Source organism: Candidatus Pristimantibacillus lignocellulolyticus, from assembly GCA_023639215.1.
GTDB classification, from domain to species: Bacteria; Bacillota; Bacilli; order Paenibacillales; family Paenibacillaceae; genus Pristimantibacillus; species Pristimantibacillus lignocellulolyticus.
The window spans coordinates 4,608,035-4,633,713 of sequence record CP097899.1 but is presented as its reverse complement, the minus strand read 5'-3'; the positions used below and the strand labels follow the sequence as shown (position 1 = coordinate 4,633,713).

20 protein-coding genes are annotated in these 25,679 nt (G+C 36.7%); all 20 read left to right on the top strand.

What is annotated here, in order from left to right; translation table 11 throughout:
• The first annotated feature begins 375 nt into the window (after positions 1 to 375).
• The 20 genes from panB (at position 376) to NAG76_19955 (ending at position 25,628) form a co-directional block, all read left to right on the top strand.
• Entirely contained in the window at positions 376 to 1,227 is an 852-nt protein-coding gene (gene panB / locus NAG76_20050) for a 3-methyl-2-oxobutanoate hydroxymethyltransferase (protein URN94091.1), read from the top strand.
• A 56-nt stretch (positions 1,228 to 1,283) separates the two neighbouring features.
• Positions 1,284 to 2,177: a pantoate--beta-alanine ligase gene (gene panC / locus NAG76_20045; GenBank protein ID URN94090.1), complete on the top strand. Its 894-nt coding sequence runs from the start codon at positions 1,284 to 1,286 to the stop codon at positions 2,175 to 2,177.
• Positions 2,170 to 2,553 carry an aspartate 1-decarboxylase gene (locus NAG76_20040; protein ID URN94089.1) on the top strand — a complete coding sequence of 128 codons (384 nt, stop codon included), beginning with the start codon at positions 2,170 to 2,172 and terminating at the stop codon, positions 2,551 to 2,553. The genes panC and NAG76_20040 overlap by 8 nt, the downstream gene beginning before the upstream one ends.
• 107 nt (positions 2,554 to 2,660) lie before the next feature.
• Positions 2,661 to 3,416 carry a hypothetical protein gene (locus tag NAG76_20035; protein URN94088.1) on the top strand — a complete coding sequence of 252 codons (756 nt, stop codon included), beginning with the start codon at positions 2,661 to 2,663 and terminating at the stop codon, positions 3,414 to 3,416.
• 16 nt (positions 3,417 to 3,432) lie between these two features.
• Complete coding sequence (gene dinG, locus NAG76_20030; GenBank protein ID URN94087.1) at positions 3,433 to 6,303, top strand: ATP-dependent DNA helicase DinG; 2,871 nt, start codon at positions 3,433 to 3,435, stop codon at positions 6,301 to 6,303.
• 4 nt (positions 6,304 to 6,307) lie between these two features.
• A complete protein-coding gene (locus NAG76_20025) occupies positions 6,308 to 6,952 on the top strand; it encodes a redox-sensing transcriptional repressor Rex (protein URN94086.1) in 645 nt (214 codons plus the stop codon).
• A complete protein-coding gene (locus NAG76_20020) occupies positions 6,945 to 8,240 on the top strand; it encodes an amidohydrolase (GenBank protein URN94085.1) in 1,296 nt (431 codons plus the stop codon). The genes NAG76_20025 and NAG76_20020 overlap by 8 nt, the downstream gene beginning before the upstream one ends.
• Position 8,241: 1 nt before the next feature.
• On the top strand, positions 8,242 to 8,769 hold the full coding sequence (locus NAG76_20015) for a hypothetical protein (GenBank protein URN94084.1): 528 nt from the start codon (positions 8,242 to 8,244) through the stop codon (positions 8,767 to 8,769).
• Positions 8,770 to 8,879: 110 nt separating this feature from the next.
• Positions 8,880 to 9,425 (top strand): hypothetical protein, encoded by a 546-nt coding sequence (locus tag NAG76_20010; protein URN94083.1) that lies wholly within the window; start codon positions 8,880 to 8,882, stop codon positions 9,423 to 9,425.
• Positions 9,418 to 10,911: an AAA family ATPase gene (locus tag NAG76_20005; GenBank protein URN94082.1), complete on the top strand. Its 1,494-nt coding sequence runs from the start codon at positions 9,418 to 9,420 to the stop codon at positions 10,909 to 10,911. The genes NAG76_20010 and NAG76_20005 overlap by 8 nt, the downstream gene beginning before the upstream one ends.
• Positions 10,912 to 11,018: 107 nt before the next feature.
• Complete coding sequence (locus NAG76_20000; protein ID URN94081.1) at positions 11,019 to 11,888, top strand: 3-hydroxyacyl-CoA dehydrogenase NAD-binding domain-containing protein; 870 nt, start codon at positions 11,019 to 11,021, stop codon at positions 11,886 to 11,888.
• The gene (locus NAG76_19995; GenBank protein ID URN94080.1) at positions 11,888 to 13,081 is read left to right on the top strand and encodes an acetate kinase; all 1,194 of its coding nucleotides are present in this window, start codon (positions 11,888 to 11,890) and stop codon (positions 13,079 to 13,081) included. Before NAG76_20000 ends, NAG76_19995 begins: the two co-directional genes overlap by 1 nt.
• A gap of 407 nt (positions 13,082 to 13,488) precedes the next feature.
• On the top strand, positions 13,489 to 14,169 hold the full coding sequence (locus NAG76_19990; GenBank protein ID URN94079.1) for a DnaD domain protein: 681 nt from the start codon (positions 13,489 to 13,491) through the stop codon (positions 14,167 to 14,169).
• Positions 14,170 to 14,400: 231 nt separating this feature from the next.
• Positions 14,401 to 15,951: a response regulator transcription factor gene (locus NAG76_19985; GenBank protein ID URN94078.1), complete on the top strand. Its 1,551-nt coding sequence runs from the start codon at positions 14,401 to 14,403 to the stop codon at positions 15,949 to 15,951.
• A gap of 14 nt (positions 15,952 to 15,965) precedes the next feature.
• Positions 15,966 to 17,753, top strand: a complete 1,788-nt coding sequence (locus tag NAG76_19980) for a sensor histidine kinase (protein URN94077.1) — start codon at positions 15,966 to 15,968, stop codon at positions 17,751 to 17,753.
• Between the two features lie 162 nt (positions 17,754 to 17,915).
• A complete protein-coding gene (locus NAG76_19975; protein URN94076.1) occupies positions 17,916 to 19,214 on the top strand; it encodes an extracellular solute-binding protein in 1,299 nt (432 codons plus the stop codon).
• A 121-nt stretch (positions 19,215 to 19,335) separates the two neighbouring features.
• Positions 19,336 to 20,229 carry a sugar ABC transporter permease gene (locus NAG76_19970; protein URN94075.1) on the top strand — a complete coding sequence of 298 codons (894 nt, stop codon included), beginning with the start codon at positions 19,336 to 19,338 and terminating at the stop codon, positions 20,227 to 20,229.
• The gene (locus tag NAG76_19965; protein URN94074.1) at positions 20,226 to 21,050 is read left to right on the top strand and encodes a carbohydrate ABC transporter permease; all 825 of its coding nucleotides are present in this window, start codon (positions 20,226 to 20,228) and stop codon (positions 21,048 to 21,050) included. Before NAG76_19970 ends, NAG76_19965 begins: the two co-directional genes overlap by 4 nt.
• A gap of 80 nt (positions 21,051 to 21,130) precedes the next feature.
• Entirely contained in the window at positions 21,131 to 24,160 is a 3,030-nt protein-coding gene (locus NAG76_19960; GenBank protein URN94073.1) for a DUF4981 domain-containing protein, read from the top strand.
• Positions 24,161 to 24,383: 223 nt separating this feature from the next.
• Positions 24,384 to 25,628 carry a mechanosensitive ion channel family protein gene (locus NAG76_19955; protein URN94072.1) on the top strand — a complete coding sequence of 415 codons (1,245 nt, stop codon included), beginning with the start codon at positions 24,384 to 24,386 and terminating at the stop codon, positions 25,626 to 25,628.
• The last annotated feature ends 51 nt before the right edge of the window (positions 25,629 to 25,679 follow it).

Genomic DNA, 25,679 nt, shown 5'->3' with positions numbered 1-25,679 from the left:
GCATAGTCGCATCGAATATGAAGCGAACTTGGAAAGCATAGCATAAGCCTCCAATGTATGTTCTTTCAGTAACAAATTATATCCGTGTATATTAATTACGCACACTGGCGATTTTAGTTTGCGAAAATCCAACGTATATTTACGTCAAAACATTTTTCTGATACACTATTTGTACTAGGCGGTATTCTTAGAAGCTGCACTAGAAAATGTGTTAAATTCTAATTTAGATTTTAGAATGCACACTCTGCTCAGAGCCTAAAGGACCGAGACAGAAGGAAGCATTACTATTGATGATTTCCTTTTTATGTTTGGGGACTTTTTAGCATGGCTAAAAGGTTTTTTTGCGTTGACCAACAATTAAAGGAGCTGAACTTCATGAAAAAGAGATTAACGATATCTGCTATGGCTAAGATGAAACAGGAGGGTAATCCTATTTCTGTATTAACTGCTTATGACTACCCATCAGCTAAGCTTGCAGAGGAAGCATCAATTGATGTTATATTAGTAGGAGATTCATTAGGAAATGTGGTACTTGGATACGATACAACAATTCCTGTTACGATTGATGATATTGTATATCATTCAAGAGCTGTTGCAAGAGCAGCTACAAATACATTTATTGTGGCAGATATGCCGTTTATGACTTATGGTATTAGCAAAGAGCATACGCTCATTAATGCTGCAAAAATTATGCAAGAAGGCCATGTTCAAGCGTTAAAACTTGAGGGCGGTACAGAAATTATTGAACATGTAAAAGCATTGGTTGGTGCAGGTATTCCTGTAATGGGTCATATTGGATTAACGCCACAAGCGGTTCATCAACTAAGTGGCTATAAAGTACAAGGTAAACTCGAAGGTGAAGCGAAAAAATTGTTAGATGATGCGATTGCCCTACAAGAAGCGGGAGCTTTCGCAATCGTAATCGAACTTGTAACAGAGCAAATCGCAAATATTATTAGTGAGAAGTTGCATATCCCAATAATTGGGATTGGTGCTGGTCGAGGTTGTGACGGTCAAGTACTTGTCTATCACGATATCCTTCAATATTCATCTCCTAATTATGCGAAGAAATTTGTGAAAACTTATGCAAATGTTGGAGAAATTATTCGTAGTGCGATCGGAGAATATGTTGCAGATGTGAAATCGCGCCAATTTCCGCAAGAAGAGCATTCTTTTCAATCTCCAGAACATAATATAGACAATTTATATGGTAATCAGGATAGGTAGTTCACTTAGGAACTTTCCACTTAAAAGCAGCAAACAGATAGAGGAGAATATTCAACATGAATATATGTCGCACGAAGCAACAGCTACGATTAGCTGTTAGAGAAGCCGAGAAGCATCAACAATCGATCGGATTCGTTCCGACGATGGGTTACTTACACGAAGGACATGCTAGCTTATTGCGTGAAGCTAAATCTGATAATGATGTTGTTGTTCTAAGCATATTCGTGAATCCAATGCAATTTGGACCTAACGAAGATTTAGATCGTTATCCTCGTGATGAAGAAAGAGACTTAGCGCTTGCTGCATCATGTGGTGTTGATATTGTATTCTTGCCATCTGTAGAAGAGATGTATCCGAAAAAACCATTAACGACAATCAAAGTTGAAGAAGTAACAAGTCGCTTATGTGGAGCCTCTCGACCAGGTCATTTTGATGGTGTTGGTTTAGTTGTTAGTAAGCTTTTCAACATTGTACAACCACAAAAAGCATATTTTGGGATGAAAGACGCTCAACAAGTAGCGGTTATTGAACAAATGGTGCAAGATCTTGATATGAATGTAAATATTGTTCCTTGTCCAATTATTAGAGAACCGGATGGACTTGCATTAAGTTCTCGAAATGTATATTTATCAGCGAAACATAGAATGGAAGCTACAACATTAAGTTTGTCGCTTAACAAACTACATCATCAACTTAAAGATAACAATAAGCTGACAACAGATGAATGTATTGCTCTTATAACCAATGAGATTGTAACGAATACTACTGGTGAAATTGATTATGTTGAATTATTGCATTATCCTTCATTAACAGGAGTAGAGGGTCACCTTGCCATTGCTGAAAGTCTTGAAAACCAAAGATTTATAGTAGCGGTTGCCGTGAAGTTCGGTACTACCCGATTAATAGATAATGCGTTATTCCATGTTGGAGAGGTGATCGAGCGTGTATAGAACAATGATGAAGTCTAAGTTGCATCGCGCTACAGTAACAGAAGCGAATCTGAATTATGTTGGTAGTATTACCATTGATGAGGATCTTATGGATGCTGCAGATTTATTAGAAAATGAAAAAGTTCAAATCGTTAACAATAATAATGGTGCCAGGTTAGAAACTTATGTTATTAAAGGTGGACGTGGTACTGGCGTAATTTGCCTTAATGGTGCTGCTGCTAGACTTGTTCAGCCTGGAGATAATGTTATTATTATTTCATATAGCTTAATGACGGAAGAACAAGCAACTTCTTACAAGCCTACAATCGTTATTCTTGATAGTAATAATAAGCCTACACAATTTATGAATGGTGAAATTCACTCGACCATACTATAATCAAGTTAATCCCTTGTTTATGTAACGAATCCCATGGTGAATGAAAAGATCAATTTCAACAAAAAATGACCGTAGACTCCTACATTCAAAAGAAGGCGGGATACGGTATGATAAGTGAAATGTTTTCATCGATGCATGAGTTACTCGATTACATTATTCAGCATTATGAAGAAGCTGATGACGAGGAAAAACAAGAGTACTGTTTTCGAATTCAAGAATTGAAGGAAACGAATGACTTATTTATTGATCATTGGGTGTCTTTCGAAGAAAAACTTGCAGTGTTTTTCGAATTTTATCGTGAGCGTGAACATGAGGCAGCAAGTGCAAAGTCAGAGCAATCAACAGCAATACCTGCTTCATTAAATGATTCAAAGTTGGCAGAGGGCGTGCTTGCTAAAGAGTTCTCTTCTGGGCAAGTGCAACCATGCAATGAATGTGATCTTTTTACTCCAACTGAAGATGAACTTATTCTTGATCGAGCTCAAGGCTATTATAAACTTTTTATGTTTCCCGAGGCAGCAGATTTATTTGGTCGAATTGTGACCACAACTCCAGAGTGCAATATGGCAAGACTATATTATGGTATGACGTTAATGCATATGCGTAACTGGAACGAAGCACAAAGACATTTTCAATTATTAACTGTTTTAAGTGATTTCCCAAAATGGCTAGCGTTAAGTTTCAATGCACTTGGCTGTATTCACGCCATTAAGTTGAATATGAACCAAGCAGAGCACTTATTCCGTAAAGCTTATTCTATTTACCCAGAGTTTGAGGATTCACTTAAAAATTTACAATGCTGCTTGGAGACGCCAAAGCAGTTATCATTATATTTTGGTAGCACAGAGTTGATCTGTACGTGAGAGGAACGGTCATTGAATGAAGTATGCCATTTTGGATTTGGAGACAACTGGACATAGTGCCTTGGATGAAATTATACAAATTGGACTAGTCGTTGTGTCGGATGATTTAGAAATCATTGACACGTATAGTACATTTGTAAAGCCAACGGTTGAGATTCCTGCTTTTATTACTGGACTAACAGGGATCCAATTTAGTGATGTTCAAGATGCTCCTGATTTGAATGATGCTTTAGTTGGACTAATACCACATCTTGATGATGCTGTTCTTGTTGCTCATAACGTGGGCTTTGATGCTAATTTTTTGAATCATGCCCTTGACCAATGTGGATATCTTCCATTCAATGGAAGAAGACTGGATACAATGGACTTTTTACGTATTTTATACCCGTCCATCACTTCGTATCAGTTAGGAACGGTAGCTGAGCAATTAGGAGTAGAACATGAAATGCAGCATCGTGCTGATAGTGACGCACTGGCTACAGCTCATATTTTCATTGATTGTGTATCAAAGCTACGTTCTATGCCGCTGCTTACATTGCAGCGGCTATCTTCATTTTTTGATGAGTCGCGAGATCTTGGATGGTATTTGAGCTACACTGAAAAATTAATTGAGCAACAGTCTGTATTTGATTCTGCGGAATATGATTATTACCGTCAGTTTGCTTTAAAGGCAACACCCTGGGCTGATGAAACTTCAGCTAGAGAAAAAGAAAATGCGAATGAGTACTTTGAACGAGTGACCAGCTTTGAACAATATATTGAAGATGTGCAAAATCGTTTCAAAGAAATGTTTGAGAACTATGAAGAACGAAAACCGCAAATTCAAATGTATCAAGAAGTTTATGAAGCACTTAATGATGACAAGCATCTTCTCATCGAAGCAGGAACGGGTACAGGTAAATCGTTAGGGTATCTTATTCCAGCGTTATACTACGGTATACAGACAGAAGAGAAAGTTATTGTTAGCACTCATACTATAAATTTACAAGAGCAGCTTCGCAACAGAGATATCCCTTTACTTAATGAGATTTTACCGTTTCCTTTCAGAGCGTCATTGTTAAAAGGTAGAGGTAATTATCTTTGTATGCGGAAATTCGAACATAAATTGAATACTAAGGACTTTGTTGCTCCAGTTGATGATCCTGTAACGGCAGCACAGATGGTTATCTGGTTATCGGAAACAGAAACGGGAGATCAAGAAGAACTTAACCTTGGGTTACGTGGTGCGGACTTCTGGGGGACGGTATCAAGTGATGCCGATTCATGTTTGAATCGAGCTTGTCCTTGGTTCAAGCGATGTTATTATCATCGTGCTAAACATGAGTCGAATATCTCAGACGTTTGTATTACGAATCATTCGATGATTTTTACAGATATTCAAGCAGACCACCGTCTTTTACCTGGATACACTAATTTAATATTAGACGAGGCACATCATCTTGAGGAAGTTGCCGGTAAACATCTAGGTAACCAAATGACGTACACTTCGTATATATATGCGATGAATATGTTATTCAAAGATATGAGAACCGGAGTTCTTCCATCGCTTCGAATTCGTGTACAAGAAGATAATGATGATCATACTGCCGCTTGGAATGAAGTGATCGATAGCACATACCCACAACTTCAAGATATTAAAGAGCATTGGGATAAGTTATTTGAATGGCTCTATAGTATCGTCAGTACGGATTCAACTCAAAGTAATGAAGTCGGGTCGGAAGGTACAGCTAGTATGGTATTCCGCTTAGATCGACATAAGTTACCGAGCGAATGGAACGAAGCTATGGAAGTGGAGAATAACTTCCATGTTCAACTGTCACGCTTAGTTAAATCTCTTGAGAAGCTTTCAACTGATGTGAAGGAACGCCTTGAGGAAGATACAGGTTTGCAAAGTATACTAATTGATCTTAATGGAATATTACGTGATTTAAATAGGATTAAAGACGAATTGCGAATGTTTATGAAACTTGAACAGGAAGATTATGTGTACTGGATGGAAGGAACGCAAGCGTATAAGTTCAGATCGTTGCAATTATTTTCTGCTCCTGTCGATGTTAGTGGTTTGTTGAAGAAGTATTTATTTGAAGTGAAAGATACTGTTGTTATGACATCGGCAACATTATCTATCCAGAAAAACTTTGAATATGTTGAAGAGCAACTGGGATTATCTGCTTACGAAAATTCCAATCGGGTGAAAGCAGTCATGCTCGATTCACCGTTTAACTATAGAGAACAAGCTCTAGTTATTATTCCTCGAGATTTCCCGGTGTTAAAGGGTGCTAATATAGACTCAGCTTATTTGGATAAATTAGTAGGTTCATTAACAGAGAGTGCTCAAACGCTCGGTGGTAAAATGCTTGTCTTATTCACTTCATATCGATTGTTAAAACAAGTGTATGATCCACTGAAATCAGCGCTTCAAAGCAGTAATATCCAAGTGCTTGGCCAAGGTATTGATAGTAATAATCGCACGAAGTTAACGAGAAGATTTTTACAAAATCAAGCATCAGTTTTACTAGGGACAAGTAGTTTCTGGGAAGGTGTAGACATACCTGGGGAATCACTTCAATGTCTTGCCATCGTTCGATTACCTTTCCAACCACCTAATCACCCATTGGTTGAGGCGAAATCGGAATTACTTCAAAGGCAAAAGAAAAATCCATTTATGAAATTATCGATCCCACAAGCCGTTATTAGATTTAAACAAGGCTTTGGAAGATTAGTTCGTACCGCTACAGACAAAGGGATTGTAATCATATATGATACTAGAGTAATTGAAGCTTATTATGGTAAACATTTTTTATATTCATTACCTGGTCCGAAAATCGAAACGATGCATACGAGTCAAATGCCGGGGCGAATGGAAGAGTGGTTAAAGGAGGAATAATGAAATGAAGCAAACAAAAATTTCTGAAGCAGTTGTCAGAAGATTACCTGTATATTTGCAAGTACTTCATGAATTGAAAAGTCGTGAAATTCAGACCGTTTCCTCACAAGATCTAGGTAATCGATTAGATCTTAATCCTGCACAAATTCGCAAAGATCTCGCTTATTTTGGAGACTTTGGTCGCAAAGGAATTGGCTATGAGGTAGATTATCTAATTGATAAAATACAACATATTCTAAAAATAAATCAAACGATTAATGTTGCGTTAATTGGTGCTGGTAATCTGGGACATGCCTTGTGTAATTATAACAAATACAGTAATGATAATATGCAAATTGTTGCTGTATTTGACAATGTGGAAAGTAAAGTAGATACGAAAATTAATAATCTAACGGTACAACCGATGGCTCAGTTAACAAAACAGATTGCCGAGTTAAACATTCGTATTGGCATTATAACTGTACCTGCTTCAGAAGCGCAAAATGTTGCTAATCAATTAATTGAGTCAGGCATAGAAGGTATATTGAACTTTGCCCCAACAATATTACGTGCACCAGACAGTGTACGTATACAATATGCTGATTTTACAAAAGAATTATTGAGCTTAGCTTATTATTTGAATAACAAAGAGGAGGCAAATGATGAGTAAGATATGGATTGAGAACGGTTTGTTCATTACGATGGCAGGAACTACACCAAAAGTGTTAACTGGTCATATGGTCGTAACTGATGATGTTATCACATATATTGGTGAAACAAGACCTGCTGATGTAGAAGGTTTTGATCGTTTTGATGGTAAAGGCTTGGTGTTTATGCCAGGTCTAGTTAATACACATGGTCATGCTGCAATGACATTACTTCGTGGATTTTCAGATGATTTGAATTTGCAAGTATGGTTACAAGAAAAAATGTGGCCGATGGAAGAGAAATATGTTGACCAAGACACACGTGCTGGAAGTAATTTGGCAATTGCCGAAATGTTGTTAAGTGGTACGACTACATTTGTTGATATGTATGATCGTATGGATCAAGTAGCTGAAGCTTCAGTTGAAGCGGGCATTCGTGCTTTTCTTACTAGAGGAGTTATTGGACTTTGCTCACCTGAAGTACAAACTGCCAAATTAGAAGAAGCGATTTCTTTTGCAAAACAATGGAATGGTCAAGGTAATGGAAGAATATCTACAATGTTATCTCCACATTCACCTTATACATGTCCACCAGATTATATTGCACGCATAGTTCAAGCGGCACATGATTTGAATTTGCCGTTACATACGCATATGTCGGAGACAAAAGCTGAAGTGCAGCAAAACGTTGATGAGTACGGAAAACGTCCGGTTGCTCATCTGGATGCACTAGATTTCTTCAGTCGTCCAGCTTTGTTAGCTCATGCTGTTCATCTTACGGATGAGGAAATTGAATTGTTGGCAGCAAGAGGTGCATCTATTTCTCATAATCCGATTAGTAACTTGAAGCTTGCTAGCGGTGTAGCAAGAGTGCCTGACATGTTGAAAGCTGGCGTTAAACTATCTCTAGGAACTGATGGTGTTGCAAGTAATAACAACTTAGATCTATTCCAAGAGATTAGAGCTGCGGCATTGCTTCATAAAGGAGTATCAGGAGATCCGACAGTAGTTCCGGCATACACAGCCTTGCAACTGGGGACTTCGATGGGTGCTGAAGCGATTTGGAAATCGGAGATCGGTACACTTGAAGTCGGTAAGAAAGCAGACTTTATTGCTATTGATATTGATCAACCTCATTTCTTCCCAAGAACTGATCTTATTTCTCATCTGGTCTATGCTGCAAATGGTCGAGATGTATCTCATGTATGGATTGATGGTAAGCAAGTTGTGAGTAATAGAACATTACTTACTATGGATGAGGAGAAAGTCCGCTTTGAAGCGCAAGCTAGCTTTGAGCGTCTGTTGAATTAAGATGAGAGCAATAGATAAGAAGCGTTCGAAATGGATGACTCCACGCAAATGGATAATCCTCATCGTTTTGTTCCTCATTCTAATTACTGTTCTACTCGTCATGTTCTATCGTAATATTCAGATGGATCGTTGGACTGAAAAAGATAATGTACGTATTAGTCTTCAGGAGCAATATGACTTATCCACTGAAAGCTATCTTGAAAAATATATTTGGGAAGAACAATATTGGATATTGTTAGCGAAAACATGGGATGGGCAAGAGCAGTATGCAGTCTGGCAAGATAATAATGTTCTAACATCTGTGAATTCCAGTGATATTATTGCTTCAGATGTTATACTACAAAGGTTGCAATCATCAAAACCGTCAGCTCAAGATTTTACAATAGAAGAAGCGTATATATCAGGACAACTAGCATGGGAAGTACATTATAGTGAGGATACAAGTGACTATACCATCTATGCATTTTATGCAATGAGAGATGGAAGTTTAATAAATGAATATACAATTCCTAAGGAAACGAGATCGTAAAGATCTTGTTTCCTTTATTTATGCAGTCAAATCGTATAGCAAAGATGATATACTAATTGATATACAAAATAACAATATGAATTGATATATTGATAATTGGGGTGGAATAATTGCAAAACTTGAAGCTAAAGCCAATGATTATCGCATTTATTATTACGATTATAGTTACAGTGTCTGGTGGATTTACTTATCAGTATGTAGCACAGCAAAAACCGTTAGAAACGGAGCTTAAACAGGCTCAATATTCCGAAGTAACTTTACCGATTGTACAAGAAGAAGAGGGCGTTACGATTGAGATTTCTCCAGTTGGAACTGCTAGTCTTGAAGAAGCAGTAAATGAAATACAAGCAATCATGTCCAAACATACTAAAGATTCTGATCTTATAAATATATCTCTCGTTAATCAAGAAAAGAGCGACCTTCTAGATTCACTATGGGAGAAAGAGTTGTTCAATGTTGCAGAGGCGATGTCATCTAAGCAGTATAGTAAGCTCCCTATCTTAATGGATTCACTACAGAAGCAGGTAAAAGGTCTAGAGGCAAATGCTTCTATTGATCAAAACTATGTTTACGTAACATTAAGTAAAGACAATGTGATCAAACATGTATTACTTCCGATCAACAATCAGGAGATGGGGGTATGGAATAATGCGTAACTATGCAAAGGAAATTGCAATTGGTATATTTGTCGCAATATTTAGTGTGTCTATTGGGTATTTCGTCAACATCGGGGCAGGAATCTTCAGTGTAGCATTATTTGTAGTAATCTATATGATGACTACGCAACCGAATAAACAGTTAGGACTAGCTAGTCTGAAAAAACAGAATAAGTCGATTATTGAACCAATCACATTTGATCAAGTTGGTGGTCAATTACATGTAAAAGAGGAACTAAAAGAAGCATTAGATTTTCTAGTTCAACGTGATCAATTAGAGAAACGCGGAATTCGTCTAATGAAAGGTATTCTGCTTACTGGTCCTCCAGGTACAGGTAAAACAATGCTTGCAAAAGCAGCTGCTAATTATACAGACAGCGTGTTTATCGCAGCATCAGGGAGTGAATTTGTGGAAAAGTATGTAGGTACAGGTGCTAATCGCGTACGTGAACTGTTCACAAAGGCTAGAAAACAAGCGAAAGATCAGAATAAGAAAAATGCAATAGTTTTTATTGATGAAATAGATGTTATTGGTGGTAAACGTGACGGTGGACAGCATCGTGAGTATGATCAAACATTAAATCAGCTTTTAACCGAATTAGATGGTATATATCATAATACAGAAGTGAATATTTTATTAATCGCAGCAACGAATCGGAAAGACATTCTAGATGAAGCACTAGTTAGGCCAGGTCGTTTTGATCGACATATTGAAGTATCACTTCCTGATAAAAAAGGTCGTCGTCATATATTAGAATTGCATGCAACGAATAAAAAACTTCATGAAGATGTTGATTTTGATCAGATTGCGAAAGATACGTATCAATTTTCAGGTGCACAGCTTGAAGCTGTTATGAATGAAGCTGCTATTTATACCTTGCGTGAAGGTAATGAGCTTATTACTAGAGAACATGTGCAAGCTGCTATCGATAAAGTATTATTAGGCGAAAAAAACAATCGTGAAGCAACTTATGAAGATAAATTAAGAGTAGCACGTCATGAACTAGGTCATGCTATTATGGCAGAAGTTACGGCACCTGGTTCAGTCGCACAAGTAGTACTGACTCCTCGTGGTGGTGCGCTTGGGTTTGTTCGACATACACCAACAACAGATAAATATTTATATACGAAAACTGAGATTGAAGGCAAAATTATGGTTACATTAGGCGGTTCAGTTGCTGAAGAAATATTTTATGGTGAGCGAAGTACAGGATCAAAAGGTGATTTTGATCAAGCATTACAGTTGGTAAAGACTATGGTAGAGTCAGGGTTAACTTCAGTTGGAATAATTGATAGTAGTATGATGACCCCAGATCGCTGGAATTCTATTACAAATCAAGTATTAGATGAATTATTGATGAAGACAAAGCAAAAATTAGAACAGTATTATGTGATTTTTGATAACACCTTGCCACAATTAATGGAAGATGAGTTTGTTAGTGGTGACAATTTTAGAAATTTATTGTTAAATAACCAGACATTTTAGAAAAATTTATGACAAAATGCATAAGAGCGCTTACTGAGCCTACAAAGTTTTCGAAAAAGAGGTATAATGTAAAGGACAAAATGTAGTAAGGGAGAAACGACAAACCTATGATTAAGAAAGTTGGAGTTGTTGGAGTAGGTACAATGGGTCAAGGAATAGCTGAGATGCTAGCTAAAAATAGCTTAGATGTCTACATGCTTGAGGTTTCTAAAGACCGACTAGAACATGCTTTGCACATGATAGAGGTTAGCCTGGATAAACAAATAGAGAAATGGGCTATCACGTCTTCAGAAAAAAAATTGATCTTATCTCGTATTAATGCCATTACGGAAATGGAACAGTTAGCTGATTGTGAGTTAATTATTGAATCCATTTCCGAAGATTTGGATAAGAAAAAAGAAATATTTAAACAACTTGATCAAGTAACAAGTTCTGATACTATTCTTGCAAGTAATACATCTTCACTTAGCTTAACTGAAATTGCTAGCGCAACGCGTTCGCCTGAACGTGTTATTGGTATGCATTTTATCCACCCAGTTGCAACGATAGATATGGTTGAAATCGTTCGTGGTTTGAAAACATCTGAGGCTACAGTAGACGCAACAAAACTATTTGCAGAAAATGTAATTCAGAAAAAGGGAGTAATGGTATTTGAATCTCCAGGATTCGTAACCACTCGCTTAATCTGCCTTTTAATCAATGAAGCACTTCATGTACTTGAAGAAGGCGTTGCTACAGCAGAAGATATCGATAACGCAATGCGCGTTGGTTATTCATTTAAATACGGTCCATTCCAAATGGCTGATCATTTTGGACTTGATTCCATTCAAGCTGCGCTTGAAAATATGTTCCGTGAATATGGTGAGCTGAAATATAGACCATCATTCGTACTTAAAAAAATGGTACGCGCTGGGCATTTAGGAGTAAAAGCTGGAGTAGGATTTTTCAAATATGATACGGATGGAGATCGAATCTAATGAAAGTACTTGTTATTAATGCTGGAAGCTCGTCATTGAAATATCAATTATTCGATATGACGAATGAATCTGTACTAGCTAGTGGTCGTGTGGAGCGTATAGGGATGGATTCATCCATTGTTACGCATGAACCAGTTGACAAAGAAGAAGTTGTTGAAGTTAGAGAAATATTGGATCATGTAGCGGGTGTTAAACGTGTCATTGATATGTTAACTCATGCTGAACATGGCGTAGTGAAGTCAATGTCAGAAATAGATGCTGTAGGTCACCGTATCGTTCATGGTGGAGAAATTTTCAAAAATTCCGTTGTTGTAACAGATGAAGTGAAGAGCGAAATTAAACGTTTGTTCGAACTAGCGCCTCTTCATAATCCTGCTCATATGATGGGGATTGTGGCTGTAGAAATGAACTTGCCAAATGTGCCGCAAGTTGTTGTATTTGATACAGCTTTCCATCAAACGATGCCAAAAACATCTTATCTATATGCAATTCCAAAATCATTGTACAAACGTCATAAAGTTCGTCGTTACGGATTCCATGGTACATCCCATGCATATGTAAGTGATGTTGCTGCAAAAGTGCTTGGGGAAGATTTGGCTTCATTGAAGATGATTACTTGTCATATCGGTAACGGTGGTAGTCTTACTGCAATACTTGATGGTAAATCATTCGATACAAGTATGGGGATGACGCCTCTTGAAGGACTAATGATGGGTACTCGTAGTGGTGATTTAGATCCTGCTATCGTTCCTTTCGTTATGAACAAAGAAGATCTAACATTGAATGAAGTCAATTCTATGTTGAACAAGCATAGTGGACTTCTAGCCGTATCAGGACTAAGCTCTGATATGCGTGAAATTACAGATTCAATGGGTGAGAATGAAGATGCTAAGCTTGCATTCGATATGTATGTATATCGTGTAAGAAAATATGTTGGTAGCTACGCTGCTGCTATGAACGGCCTGGATGTGATGGTATTCACAGCTGGAGTTGGAGAAAACTCTGTTGTTCTTCGTAAAGCAGTATGTGATGGACTTACTTTCTTAGGTATCGAAATTGATGAGGAATTGAATGCAAAACGTAGCAAAGAGCCGCGTGTAATTTCAACTCCAAATTCCCGTGTGAAAATCATGGTTGTTCCTACGAATGAAGAGTTACTAATCGCAAGAGACACTTATAATCTCGTTAAGTAGAGGATGTTCAAAGAGACTGTCTGTGATCACGATGTATTGTTCTCTAGTAAACTCGACGGCGAAAATGCCATTCATCGGAAGCCTGTGGTGCTCATGTACCAATAACGTACATTCTGCTCCTCGTTTCCTAGCTTCATGTCATTTTCTTGGTGCTGACAGTCAATCACTTTGAACTTTTATTTTAATTTTTTAAAGCTATTTATAATAATCAAAGGTTTAAAAAGTGGGCTTTCAGAACCAAGAAGATGAAGCGCTACTTGAGAAAGGAGGAAACGCAAGTGTACATGTTACGTACACGCGTACCGGACGTTCCAAGTTCGCTTCATATTCGATGTCGGATAAGCTTCAAAGCATCACTTCGTTATCAAAGTCCACTTTTTAAACTACCTTAGGAAAGGGAGGATATTATGAGTGATCATATTTGGAAGGCCTACGCACACGGTATGAATGTGATACTACAAGAGGGTGGAATTCAAGTTTCATCATTGTTACTACGTAGTTATCGTGCACTTGGTTTAGAGGATTCGGAAGCTATGCTGTTACTTCATATTATTCAGTTTGCAGAGGTTGAACATAATCCTTTCCCAACTCCTGAGGAACTTTCTGAGCGGATGGGTGTTCATAGTCACGTCATTACAGGGTGGCTTCAGAAGCTATTTAATAGCGGTTTCCTGACCATTGAGCAGGAAACAATTCATGATGTTATAGGTGAAACTTATAATTGGTCAGGTTGGTACATGCTTGCAACGAACTGGTATGCGAAGGAACTGCGAGCTACGAAAAAGGCTGAACGTCAGAAGGTACATAGAGTTATTCATCAAGATCAATTTGCAGATCTGTTTTCATTATTTGAGCAAGAGTTCGGAAGACCATTATCACCAATGGAATATGAAACGATTGGCGCCTGGATCGATCAAGATCGATATTCAGATGAAATCATTCGATTTGCTTTGAAAGAATCTGTATTTGCTGGTAAGTTAAGTTTACGTTACATTGATCGGATATTAATAGAGTGGTCGAGAAATCGTGTAACAACAGCGGAAGAAGCTAAGCTACATTCACAAAAATTTTATTCCAAAAACCTATAAGTCATAAGTGAGATTATGATGCAATTATATGCATTATACTCACATGACATATAGGTTTTTTTTTGTTGTTGTTAGAAAATGGAATTAGACTACCATATGAAAAGTGTAAAACTTGATGTAGAATGAGACAATTAAATAATAATTCGCGATGAAGTATTATCCTTCTATGAAATTATTTATGGAGAGGTACATACAGAGACGATAAATGAAACTTTTTGGGAGGAAATAATGATGAACCCAACCTGTCAAATATTAATTGTTGACGATGAAGTATTAGTAAGACAAGGTATAAAGCATTTATTGAACTGGGAAAGTGAAGGGTTCAGTATCGTTGGTGAAGCATCAAATGGTAAAGAAGCTTTAGAATTGGTAGAAAAATTATCACCTCATATTGTAATTACGGATATCGTAATGCCTTTGATGGACGGTGTTGAATTTACAAGTATTCTAAAAAGTAGTTATCCCCATATTGAAGTTGTTGTATTGAGTAGCTTTGGTGAGTTCAATTATGTAAGATCAACATTTCAAAGTGGTGTAGCGGATTATATATTAAAGCCGAAATTAGAAGCGACTCAATTACTAACTATTTTGAAACGTGCAGCTCGAAAAATTCCATCATTACAACTTCTGGAAAGTGGAAAGGATGAACTGCTCAGCGTTAAGATGACACTTGATAAGTTGATGTCAGGGTATGAGATGGATGAATCTATGGATAATATTCATAATGTTTTTCCACATAATAGCTTCCGATTTTTTGGAGCGGAGATGAAGTACATTGCTAATGCTAATAAAGATAGTTGGCTTGAGCAACTAAGTACGATGTTTCTTTCGTACGGAAAGAAGATTGTGACGATGGCTTTACCCACTGATAATAATATGGCTGTTTACCTTTTGAATATGAATGATCGTGATTGGGAGAAGATCATGCCTGAAATACGAAGTTTTGCTATTCAATCTAATGCAAATGTAAGCGGTCTTAGTTGGACTTTGGGAGATCCATTTACGAAAATTAGTGATTTGTATGAGAAATATCATCAAGGTTTTCTGAAAATGTGTTCATACCGTTTTTATTTACCTCAGAATACAACACTTATCACCAGAAATGAGTTACCGAAGCTACATCCCCAAACAGTTGAATTTAATATGAGTCAATTTACTGAATTAATGCAAGCGCGAAATTTTAATAACGCGTTAGAATTGTTATTTGACTACATCAAATATGCATCTACAGATTATGAGAAAGATGTGTTTGCGTTTAAAACGGTATTAGGTAACATAGTTTTCAATATTACAATTATTTTAGGTAAACTAGAAATGGATACTGAGCTTATTGAGAGTAAGAAGTATACTTATTTCAGGTCGATTAATGAGGCTGTACATGTCTCTGATGCATTAAAAGAGTTACATTCGTTCATAGATGAAATGAATGTAACTTTAGCAATGAGTAAACTGACCTCAGTAAATCCTAATATGACAATGATTCTTAGCTACATTCGTCAGCATTATATGGAACCAATTAATCTAACAGATATTGCGAATCATTTTCATTTCAATCCATCTTATTTATCTAGTTTCTTTTCGTCACATAATGATGAAGGATTTAGTGAATATTTGAATCGTGTTCGCGTCAATAAAGCTGCTGAATATCTTCAAAAAGGTGAATTATCCATTTCTGATATAAGTGAGAAAGTTGGATATTCTGATCATAGTTACTTTACGAAGGTATTCAAAAAAATAAAAGGGGTTTCACCTAGTCAATATCGTAAAGGGCATCTCACATAGAAAGGAGCTTTAGAATGAAATGGCTTAAGGAGAAATTTCAATTTAAGGGATTATTTATTAAAATGTTTTCCGTAACATTGATTAGCGTTATTACTGTAGCATTATTTACTTGGTTAGTGATGTTGCAAATGTCTGAAAAGGTATTTATGGAAACATTTAGTATAACGAATAGTAAAATTATGACGCAAATTCAGACTAGTTTAGAAAATATGAATTACGCAATTTCCATGACAGCTAGTAATACCAATAGCAGTGGTGAGATTAAACGGTTTTTAACTGTTAACAATGAAACGACGAAACAAGCTCTAAGGAGTCATTATCTTGTCAAGAAAGAAATGAAGAGATTGCAATCAACCGTATCCACTTATCCGATTACAATGATGATAACGGGTATGAATGGCTATCGTCATTCAACGGATAGTGCATTTTGGCCATTAACTTATATGGATATGAGCGAGAATCAAATTACAATTGATGCGTTAAAACAGCCAAAAAAACTGCAATATCATCTAGATGCCAGTTCCATAACGGCTCAAAATGATAAGGCTGTTATTGTAACAACAAAAGCGTTAATGGACCGTAAAAGTGGTCTTCTTTATGGCATGCTTTATTTTGCGATTCAAGAATCAGAGTTCAAAAAAAGTTATACCGGATTTACTAGTATCGGTAACGACGTGCTTTTATTAAATCAAGATGGATTAGTTATCTCTTCAAATCGAGATGCTTTAATTGGTACAAATGAGCGACATTTGTTGTCTGAAGTAATAGAGATGAACACAAGTGAGATCCGGGTAAAAGAAGTAGAATGGGAAGGTAAACAGCATTTATTAATAGCACAATATTTACCTACTTATGATTTATTTATTGTGAACACCGTGGATAAGAGAGCTGCATTAAGTCAGATGATGAACTTTAAGATGGTAGCTGTTATTTGTGCCTTAATTGTTTGCATTGCACTTTTTATAGTTTTCATTATTACTCGCCGTATTACAAAATCGTTAACCTTGTTAGCTAGACAAATGTCGAGAATAACGAAGCGTAATTTTGGTAATTACTTCACTGTCTCGGGTAGTTATGAAATTAGAGAGCTCGGAAATGCATATAATTACATGCTTGATGAACTTAATGACTATATCAGGCAACTTATTCAGACTCAGAAAGACCAACGTAATGCTGAATTATCTGCATTACAAATGCAAATTAATCCGCATTTTCTATACAACACTTTAGCTTCGGTAAAAATATTAGTTCAACAAGGAAATAAAGAGAAAGCTACATTAACCATTAACGCATTAATTGAATTACTACAAAATACAATTGGCAACGCAAGTGAAACAATTTCTGTAGAAGAGGAACTAGTAAACTTGAAAAATTACGTATTAATCAATCATATTCGCTATGGTGAACAGATTAATGTAAGTTATTTCATTGATGATAACTGTAAAGAATATCAGCTGCCAAAATTAATTATACAACCATTTATCGAGAATGCATTCTTCCATGCATTCCGCGGACGAAATGATGGGTATATCTACGTTATGATATCTCGAGATGGTAGTAATCTTATTTGTGAGGTCGTAGATAATGGGATAGGAATGGATTCCAAACAAAATGATGAGGAAAAAAGCACTCGTCATTCTAGTCATTTCTTCTCGGGGATAGGCATTAGAAACGTCAATGATCGCCTTGAATTACTATATGGCGAGAACTATGGAGTGAAAATTATTAGCTCTCCAGATCAAGGGACTAGAATTATTATTACAATGCCGATCACGGTACCTCAAAAAAATACCAATATATAAAAATAATCATAATTCATAAAATAAGCCCCAATAGGAACAATAGATATGACCAATCCAGACAAATATATTGCTAACGAAGGCATAATTGTAGTTGATATAATGTAATCGTTAGCCGGCAAACGCTTTCAATGGATTACAGAAAAACAAAGGGGCTGAATTATAGTGAAGAAGTTATTAACAGTAATGTTAGCAAGTTTTATGCTTCTAACAGCATGTTCTAGCAACACAAACAATGCAAACAACGGAAATACTGGTACTAACACAACAGGCAAACAAGAAATTACAGTGTGGGCTTGGGATAAAGCGTTTAATATTGCAGCAATGGAAAAAGCAAAAGAAGCTTACGCTGCAACTAACCCAGATTTAACGGTAAACATTATTGAAAATGCACAAGCAGATATCATTCAAAAATTGAATGCTGGATTCAACTCTGGAACTACGAAAAGTCTTCCAACAATTGTATTAATCGAAGATTATCGTGCACAAAGCTTCCTTCAAGCTTATCCAGATTCATTCTTTGCGCTTGATGAGTTCATTAAAGCTGATGATTTCGCAGATTACAAAATCGGTTCTACTAGCTACGATGGCAAACAATATGGTGTGCCTTTCGATAGTGGTGTAACTGGACTTTATGTAAGAACGGATTACTTAGAACAAGCTGGTTACACTGTAGCTGATTTACAAGATATTACTTGGGATCAATACATTGAAATCGGTAAAGTAGTAAAAGAAAAAACTGGTAAAGATATGCTAACACAAGATCCTAATGACCTTGGATTAATTCGTATGATGATTCAATCTGCTGGTTCTTGGTATATGAAAGAAGATGGAACTACTCCTGATCTTGCAAATAATGCAGCTTTAAAACAAGCTTTTGAAACTTACAAAAACATTATGGATGCTGGTTTTGTAAAAGTTATTTCTGACTGGAGCCAATTCGTTGGTGCATTCAATAGTGGTGAAGTTGCTTCTGTTCCAACAGGTAACTGGATCACTGCTTCAATCAAAGCATCAGCTGATCAATCAGGTAAGTGGGCGATCGTACCATTCCCAACACTTCCTAACGTAGCTGAATCTGTACATGCATCAAACCTTGGTGGTAGCTCATGGTATGTATTGAATGTTGACGGTAAAGAAGCTGCTGCTGAATTCCTAAAATCTACGTTTGCTTCTAATGTTGATCTATACCAAACACTAGTTACTGATATCGGTGTAATCGGTACATTCAAAGCTGCTGCTACTGGTGAAGCTTATACAAAAGCAGATGATTTCTTCAGTGGTCAAAAAACTATCGCTGATCTTGCAGCTTGGACAGAGCAAATTCCTAATGTAAACTACGGTATGCACACTTATGCAATTGAAGATCTTCTAGTAGTAGAAATGCAAAATTACTTGAACGGAACTGATCTTGCAAAAGCATTAGGTAACGCTCAAACACAAGCTGAGTCACAAATTAAATAATAGATTTGTAACTCGAAGTTAAGATTATTAATTAAGGATCCTTTGTTCTACTGCTACTGGAAATGTAGTAGCAGAACAAAGGACCAAAGTTAATATGGCCATAAAGAAAGGGGCTATTATCGTGAAAACAGCTAAGAAAGGCATGAGTATACAAACAAAGTCAAACTTAACAGGTTGGGCTTTCATCAGTATTGCTTGCATCATGATTGTTATTTTCTACTTTTATCCAATGATTCAAGCCTTGCTTCTTTCTTTCAAATCAGGCAAAGGCATGAACTTAGAATTTGTTGGATTTGATAACTACTTAAGATTATTCTCTGATACAACATTTATTGCAGCACTTAAAAATACGATGTTGTACTTAATCATTCAAGTACCGCTTATGATTTTGTTTGCATTATTTTTATCAGTATTACTTAATAGTAGCAATTTGAAATTTAAAGGATTTTTCCGTACTGCAATCTTCTTGCCTGCAGTTACATCATTAGTAGCTTACGCAATAATCTTCAAATATTTGTTTGCAACAGATGGTTTGATTAACCAATTCCTAATGAAACTAAATCTAATGAATACTCCTATTGAATGGATTACAGATCCGTTCTGGGCGAAAGTAACAATTATCATTGCAATTACATGGCGTTGGACAGGTTACAACATGATTTTCTACCTTTCTTCATTGCAAAATATTGATAACTCAATATATGAAGCAGCACGAATTGATGGTGCATCAGCTACTCGACAATTTTTCGGAATTACAATTCCGTTACTTAAACCGATTATCTTATTTACGTCAATTACATCGACTATCGGAACGTTACAACTATTTGATGAGGTCGTTAATATTACAAAAGGCGGACCAGGAAATAGTACTCTGTCGATTTCTCAATACATTTATAACTTATCATTCAAATATTCATCAGATTTTGGTTATGCAGCGACGGTTTCTTATTCCATCGTAATAATCATCATTATATTAGCATTCTTGCAGTTCAAATTGGCAGGTGACGACAAATGAGTAAGTTAAAAAGTTTTTTCATATACTTGTTTCTAATCGTTGCAGCGATTGTCTCAATTTTCCCATTCTTATGGATGATTGTGAGTGCAACGAATACATCAGCAGATGTAACGCAAGGAACAATACTACCAGGTTCCCATCTTATTGAAAATATTAAAAACTTATTCGCCACTGTTGATATTGGACCAGCATTATGGAACTCAGCGAAAATTTCAATTTCAACAACGGTATTATCACTATTGATTGCCTCTTTAGCTGGTTACGGCTTTGAGATCTATCGTAGTAAGGCTAAAGATAGAGTATTCTCCATATTGCTGTTATCAATGATGATTCCATTCGCAGCAATTATGGTTCCTTTGTTCCAAATGTTTTCTAAAGTATCAGCAACTGCACCAGGTATTGGTGTGGATACATTAGCTGGGGTAATTCTACCTACGGTAACGACTGCATTCTTAATTTTCTTCTTCCGTCAAAACTCAAAAATGTTCCCGAAAGATCTTTTGGAAGCAGGTCGAATTGATGGATTGACAGAGCTTGGATTATTTTTCAAAGTATTCATGCCAACAATGAAAACTACTTATGCAGCAGCAGGTATTATTACGTTCATGTCAAGCTGGAACAACTATTTGTGGCCACTTATTATTCTTCAATCTCCAGAGAAGAGAACTGTACCAATGTTAATATCTAATCTAGGTTCAAGTTATACACCTGATTATGGTATTATTATGACAGCAATCGTTATTTCAACGATTCCTACAGCACTTGTATTCTTCTTTATGCAGAAGCATTTCGTGGCAGGTATGACAGGGTCTGTGAAATAACATCAACTACCTTAGCCAGACGATGCTCCATGTGGGCATTATCTGGCTTTTACATTATGTATTTATTGGAGGGTTTACTAATGACAACGACTATACCAAAACTGGAATGGCTAACGGATACGGAAGTATTTGCCGTGAATCGGGTACAAGCTCATTCAGATCACAAATATTATGAGACATTTGATGAAGCCATTCAAAGAGCTCCTATGGCATTACGTCATTCACTAAATGGCAACTGGAAATTTCAATATTCTCCTAATCCAATTGATCGTCCTATGACTTTTTTTGAAAGTAATCATGATAGTTCAAGCTGGGGATATATCGAAGTTCCTGGTCATATCCAACTACAAGGACATGGTAAGCCGCAGTATGTGAATACGATGTATCCTTGGGATGGTCAACACGAACTTAGACCACCTGCAGTTGCGATGAATGATAATCCAGTTGGTAGTTATATTACTTATTTTAATATCCCTTCAAATATGAAAGACAAAAAAACATATATCTCGTTCCAAGGTGTAGAATCAGCGTTTTACGTTTGGTTGAATGGTCAATTCGTTGGTTATAGTGAAGATAGCTTCACACCTTCAGAATTTGAATTAAGTCCTTACTTAATCGACGGTGAGAACAAACTAGCTGTTGAAGTTTATCAACGTAGTACGGGAAGTTGGCTAGAAGATCAAGATTTCTGGCGTTTCTCAGGTATTTTCCGTGATGTATACTTGTATGCTGTACCGGAAATTCATGTACAAGACATGTTTATCCATGCTGATCTAGATGATACGTATACAAAAGGTGCTCTTTCTGTAGACTTTACTATGCAAACAGATAAAGGTTACAACATTGCTATGCAGCTATATGATGCTAATGGTGCACCAGTTGCTGAAACGAATTCTACAAATAGTTCGTCTAATAAAGTAACGGTTAATCTCGATGCTGGTGAAGTGAATCCTTGGAGTGCAGAATCTCCATACCTATATGAACTTTTCGTAATGGTTTCAGATGAAAATGGTGAATTGATAGAAGTTATTCCTCATCGTGTTGGCTTCCGTCGCTTTGAAATGATAAATAAAGTGATGCATATTAATGGTCAACGTATTGTCTTCAAAGGTGTAAACCGTCATGAATTCAATAGCCGTCGCGGTCGTGCAATTACGGATGAAGATATGCTATGGGATATTAAAACAATTAAACAAAACAATTTGAATGCTGTTCGTACTTCACATTATCCTAATCAATCGCTTTGGTATGAGCTATGTGATGAGTACGGTATTTATCTTATCGATGAGATGAACCTTGAAACACATGGTTCTTGGCAGAAGATGGGGGCAGTTGAACCATCTTGGAACGTTCCAGAAAACAAGGAAGAATGGCAAGATATTGTAATGGATCGTGCGATTTCTATGGTTGAACGTGATAAGAATCATCCTTCCATTCTAATTTGGTCTGTAGGTAATGAAGCCTATGCAGGACAAGTATTATTAAACGTTGCAAACTACTTCCGTAGTAGCGACCCGTCTCGTCTTGTACATTATGAAGGAGTATTCCACAACCGTAACTACAATGATACAAGTGATATGGAAAGTCGTATGTATGCAAAACCAGCAGATATCGAAGAGTATTTGAATGATAACCCAGACAAGCCTTATATTAGTTGTGAGTATATGCACGCGATGGGGAACTCTGTCGGAGGTATGCATAAATACACTGAGCTTGAAAATAAATACGCGATGTATCAAGGTGGGTTCATCTGGGATTACATCGATCAAGTGATTGTGAAAGAGGATCGTTATGGCAAGGAGTTCCTTGCTTATGGTGGAGATTTTGATGATCGTTCTACAGATTACAATTTCTGTACAAATGGTATTGTATACGCAGATCGCCAAGTATCACCAAAAATGCAAGAAGTGAAATTCCTCTATCAGAACATGAAGTTAACGCCTGACGCGAACGGTGTAAATATCGTCAATGAGAATTTGTTTATTGGTACGGAAGGATATGAACTTGTTATCGCACTACATCACAACGGTGAATTAGTTGAAGATATTGCAATGGATATTGATGTGCCAGCAGGAAATGAATCTTATATTCCAGTTGATTTCTATACAGAATTCGAAGCGGGTGAGTATGCAGTTACAGCTTCATTGAATTTGAAAGAAGCAACGCTGTGGGCAGAAGCTGGACATGAAGTCGCTTTTGGTCAACATATCTTTGTTGTTGAAGCTGAGGAAGTGGCGCCAATGAAACGTACATTCCGCGTAGCTGAAGGTGATGTAAATATTGGGGTTCATGGCAGAGACTTTAGCATTATGTTCTCTAAGCAAGCTGGTACACTAATCTCTGTGAACTATGCTGGTCGTGAGATGATTGCTGGTCAACCTGCACCATTGTTCTGGAGAGCGATGACAGACAATGATAAAGGGTTTGCACAAGGTTTTGAGTCAGGTGCATGGTTTGCAGCGAGCTTAACTCGTAAATGTGTTAATCTTGAGCTTATCGAAACTGACAATTCTGTAACTGTTAAATACACTTATAAATTAAACATTAGTGACGCAGTAACCGTGACTGTTGCTTATACGGTATCTGAAGGTGGAGCGATTCATGTAAAATCAGAATACTTTGGTGCAGAGAACTTACCAAAACTTCCGATCTTCGCACTTTCCTTCAAAGTTCCAGCAGATTATGATCAATTAGATTGGTATGCAATGGGACCAGATGAGAACTATATCGATCGTGCTTTCGGCGCTCGTCTAATGACATTCAGTAATGAAGCAAAAGATAATGTATCAGCATATGTTGTACCACAAGAATCAGGTAACCGTACTGGCGTACGTCGTGTTGCAGTAACGAATAAGCTTGGTCAAGGTATCAAGTTAACTTCTCCTGCAACAGCACCTGTTGAGTGCAATATTTCGCCATACACTGCTTTCGAACTTGAAAGTGCAATGCATCATTATGAATTGCCCAATGTTCACTATACCGTTGTAACGGTAGCTGGTAAACAAATGGGTGTTGGCGGTGACGATAGCTGGGGTGCTCCAGTACATGATGAGTATCTAATTCCAGCCAATCAAAACTTAAGCTTCGAGTTCACGATTGAACGTGCTTAAGGAGTAATGTATCAAGATTAGATTATTGTAAATAGAAGGGGTCAATTTCCCTTCACCACCAATATTAGAGCCCAGTCCGTATTAGGACTGGGCTCTTTTTGACATATCTTGAGGTTATTGTAGAAAAAGATGATACTGTGATAGATTAGTTCTATGCTAATTTTGCTTTGAAGTGTAAACTAATTTATAATAGTAAGCTAACATAGTTGAAGAGGAGGAGACAATGAAATTCATTATAAGTCAACTAGAACAATACGGAATGGGCCCAACAACAGTTACTTATCTATCAAATATTATTATGATTAGTTTTATAGCTGTGATCTGCATACTGGCAAATTATATAGCTCAAAAAATAGTGCTAAAGATCGTTATTCATATTATAACGAACAATAAATACACATGGGACAATATTATCTTAGAGAAGAAAGTTTTTCACAATTTATCTCATATCGTTCCCGCCATTATTGTCTATTTTTTTGGGTCAGCATTTCCTGCCTATCAATTATTGATCGAAAAGGGTGCAGCAACTTATATAATTATAGTAGCTATTATCGTTATTAACGCGTTGCTTAATGCTATTGATGATATTTATCGATCATTTGACGTATCCAAGGTCAAACCAATCAAGGGATATATTCAAGTTGTCAAAATATTTCTATTTATTATTGGTGGTATTGTAGTTATTTCGATCGTCTTCGGACAAAATCCATTGATCATTCTTAGTAGTCTTGGTGCATTATCAGCTATTTTTATGTTAATCTTTAAGGACTCAATATTAGGTTTAGTAGCAGGTGTTCAATTATCTTCGAATGATATGGTACGTGTGGGTGATTGGATTGAGATGCCGAAGTACAGTGCAGATGGTGATGTCATAGAAATCACTTTGAATACAGTTAAAGTGATGAATTTTGATAAAACGATCACTACAATCCCTAGTTATGCTTTAATTTCTGATTCATTCAAAAATTGGAGAAGTATGCAAGTTTCAGGTGGTAGAAGAATTAAGCGTTCCATTAATATTGATACGAACAGCATCCGCTTTTGTACGCAGGAAATGATTGATGAATTTACAGAGATTCATTATCTTGCTGAATACATGAAGGCAAGAGTGAACGAAATTGATCAGTATAATACGAAGAATCACATTAACACAACTAATAAAGTGAATGGTAGACAGCTTACGAATATTGGGGTATTCAGAGTGTACATTCAGCAATATCTTAAAAATCATCCAAAAATTCATAAAGAAATGACGCTAATTGTTAGGCAACTCGCGCCAGCAGATAATGGATTACCGTTGGAAATTTACGCTTTCACCAATGATACCAATTGGGCGGTATATGAATCTATTCAGTCAGACATCTTTGATCATATTTTTGCAGTAGCTCCGGCATTTGGGCTACGGGCGTTCCAAAATCCATCGGGATATGATGTTACTCATTTGAAAGTACGAGATCTAGCAAATTAAACTAAAATAGACAAATAACAAAAACACTCCTAAGCATTCATTAGGAGTGTT